The organism is Escherichia sp. MOD1-EC7003 (assembly GCF_002965065.1).
Lineage (GTDB): Bacteria > Pseudomonadota > Gammaproteobacteria > Enterobacterales > Enterobacteriaceae > Escherichia.
In genome coordinates, this window is record NZ_PTRE01000161.1 from 1 (window position 1) to 3,057 (window position 3,057).

Annotated in this window: 2 protein-coding genes and 3 pseudogenes; all 5 read left to right on the plus strand. The window is 48.7% G+C overall.

The annotated features are described in order from the left end of the window. Positions 1–54: 54 nt before the first annotated feature. Positions 55–303, plus strand: a pseudogene (locus A7090_RS22270) (TA system toxin CbtA family protein); the annotation flags it as partial. A gap of 93 nt (positions 304–396) precedes the next feature. Next, positions 397–1,588 (plus strand): annotated as a pseudogene (locus A7090_RS22275) (AAA family ATPase). Further along, positions 1,588–1,794 (plus strand): hypothetical protein, encoded by a 207-nt coding sequence (locus A7090_RS22280; RefSeq protein WP_105275559.1) that lies wholly within the window; start codon positions 1,588–1,590, stop codon positions 1,792–1,794. Before A7090_RS22275 ends, A7090_RS22280 begins: the two are co-directional and overlap by 1 nt. After that, positions 1,791–2,516, plus strand: coding sequence for a retron system putative HNH endonuclease (locus A7090_RS22285; protein ID WP_105275560.1), 726 nt, complete (start codon positions 1,791–1,793; stop codon positions 2,514–2,516). Before A7090_RS22280 ends, A7090_RS22285 begins: the two co-directional genes overlap by 4 nt. A 148-nt stretch (positions 2,517–2,664) precedes the next feature. Then, positions 2,665–2,997, plus strand: a pseudogene (locus tag A7090_RS22290) (DUF4942 domain-containing protein); the annotation flags it as partial. Positions 2,998–3,057: the final 60 nt, after the last annotated feature.

Genomic DNA, 3,057 nt, shown 5'->3' on the forward strand with positions numbered 1-3,057 from the left:
CCTGGAAAGTTGATCTGAGCTCTCAGTAAATATCAATACGGTTCTGACGAGCCGCTTACCCTTAATGACACACCATTCAACAATGAAAAGGTGATTCAGGAACACATAGACGCCGGGATCACTCTGGTTGATGCCGTCAATTTTCTGGTGGAGAAGTACGAATTGATCCGTATCGACAGGAAAGGATTTAGCTGGCAGGAACAGACGCCTTATCTTCGTGCGGTCGATATTTTGCGGGCGCGGCAGGCGACCGGCCTGCGGATTCAGTGCAAAAAACACGAATATAATCAGCCGGATGGCTGATTCAAGACATGATAAAAGACTTTACCAGCGCACGTTTAAAGCGTGCAAGAGATGTTATTATACTAAAACATAAAAACAGGTGAGGCTGGTGTAATGAGAATCGACAAACTTTCACTGCTTAACTTTCGTTGCTTCAGGCAGCTCGATATTACCTTTGATGAGCACATCACGATTCTGGTTGCACCGAATGGCGCGGGCAAGACGACAGTGCTGGATGCAGCACGTTTGGCACTGTTCCCCTTTATTCGTGGTTTTGATGCCAGCCTCTACGTAAAAGATAAATCGCTGGCGATCCGTACCGAAGATGTACGTCTGGTTTTCCGCCCCGAAGCGCTGAACATGGAAATGTCATCTCCGGCCAGGATTACAGCTACAGGAGAATGGGAAAGCGGAAAGACGGCAACCTGGATGCTCGACAAGCGAGGAGAGCAGCCGCCGTATGAAGATAAGATGGCGACGCAACTTACCCGCTGGGGTGAAGAGCTTCAGAAACAGGTACGTGAAGAGCATAGTTTGCAACAGATTGAACTTCCCCTAATGCTTTATCTGGGGACTGCTCGCTTGTGGTATCAGGAACGTTATGAGGCGCAGCCTACTGAACAGCGTCTGGATAACAGCGCCTTTTCACGTTTGTCTGGTTACGACGATTGCCTTTCTGCTACATCGAATTATAAGCAGTTTGAGCAGTGGTATAGCTGGTTGTGGCTTAGCTACCGTGAACATCAAATCACACAACTTGAATCACCTTCAGCAAAGTTAAAAGAAGGTGTTCGTGTTCAGCGGATGAAAGAAGCTATTCAGGCTATCCAGCAAGCCATTAACTGTCTGACTCAGCAGGTGACTGGCTGGCACGACCTGGAATACAGCGCCAGCCATAACCAGCAACTGGTAATGAGCCATCCACAGCATGGCAAGATCCCCTTGTCCCAGCTCAGCGACGGCTTGCGAAATGCCGTCGCAATGGTGGCAGATATCGCATTTCGCTGCGTTAAACTCAATCCTCATTTACAAAGTGATGCAGCCTTAAAAACGCAGGGGATTGTGCTGATCGATGAAGTCGATATGTTCCTGCATCCGGCCTGGCAGCAGCAAATTATCCAGTCTTTGCGCAGCGCATTTCCGCAGATCCAGTTTATTGTTACGACCCATAGTCCGCAGGTGCTCAGTACGGTAAAACGCGAATCAATTCGTCTGCTTGAGCAGGATGAGAATGGCAACGGGAAAGCGTTGATGCCGCTCGGAGCGACCTACGGCGAGCCGAGTAACGACGTACTGCAAAGTGTGATGGGTGTCGATCCGCAGCCTCCGGTTAAGGAAAAGGCCGATCTGCAAAAGCTGACGGCATGGGTGGATCAAGGGAAGTTCGACGAGCCAGAAGCACAGCGACTGATGACTGCATTGCAAGTGGCGCTGGGTGATCAACATCCGCAACTCCAACGCTTGCAGCGCAGTATTGCCCGGCAGAAGCTGCTGAAAGGGAAAGTGCAATGAGGCATGTGATAAAAACCCGACGTGGAACAGATGCCTTACTCACTGCACATGAGCAACCACCACAAAATTCAGATCAATCAACTCGTCGCTGGCAGCGCTTTGGTCGTGAGAATAAAGCAGCCTTAATGACTCTGCTTCTCAATGAGCAATATCACCTTTGCTGTTACAGCGAAATCCGTGCTGATTTGCGTGGTCTCGGCTATCACATTGAACACGTCGAAAATAAAAGCCAGCATCCAGAACGAACCTTCGATTATCTAAATCTCGCTGCCAGTGCGTTAGACTCTGAGAATGGTTTGCCCCAGCTTGGCATCAACGCGTTCGGTGGTCATGCACAGGGAAAGAATAAATCTGTGGATATGGCAAAGTTTATTCATTGCCACCTCCCTGACTGTTCTCGTTATTTTGCCTATTTATCTAATGGGCATGTGGTTCCTTCAATAGATTTAACTGAGCAGGAAGCTGAGTACGCACAGTACACCATTGATCGCCTGAACCTGAACAGTGGATTCCTTCAAACGGAACGCCGTAATCATTGGGAAGAGCTGGAACAGCTTTTTGAAGAACATATTGAGAAAGGTTGGGATCTGCAACAATTACTCCAGCTTGATCTGGTTCCAACACCAGACCATAAACTTCATGAATTCTTCAGCATTACACGCCAGTTTTTCCAGCAAGAAGCTGAACAGGTATTACAGCGCCACGCCCTAGCATTAATTTAACACCACCATTTCTGATTCAGGGCGACCGTATTTTTTATTGCGAGTCGCCTTCCTGATTTACTCCCTCAAGATTTATTCACCTTTATTTCACTGCATAATGCGCCTGCCACTCCCGGCGGGCGCGTTTGCTTTTATACGGACCAAAAATATGCAAACAGAAGCTGAAGTCTTAACTGACCATAATGAGCTAATTTGCTCGACCAGTATTGAACGCATCGTCACAGGGCGCGATGCTGCGCTGAGCCAAATAGAAATCCTGATTCATAATCTTGATAACATCTCGCGGCTTACCTCCAGCATCGGTGGTGATGCAGCGGAGCATTGGGCAATGCGACAGGGCCATTCCTTTGACTGCTGGCTGATGCAACCAGTCGATAAAGCGATGCCGGTGATTGCACGCAATATCGATCGCAGCATCTGGCGCGATCTGATGCTGAAGTCCGGGATGTTAACCTTAATGGACGCTGAAGCCCGCAGCCAGTGCTGAGGAATCCCCAGTAATGGGCGGGTAAAAAAAGACAGGCATAGAGTTTTGTGATCT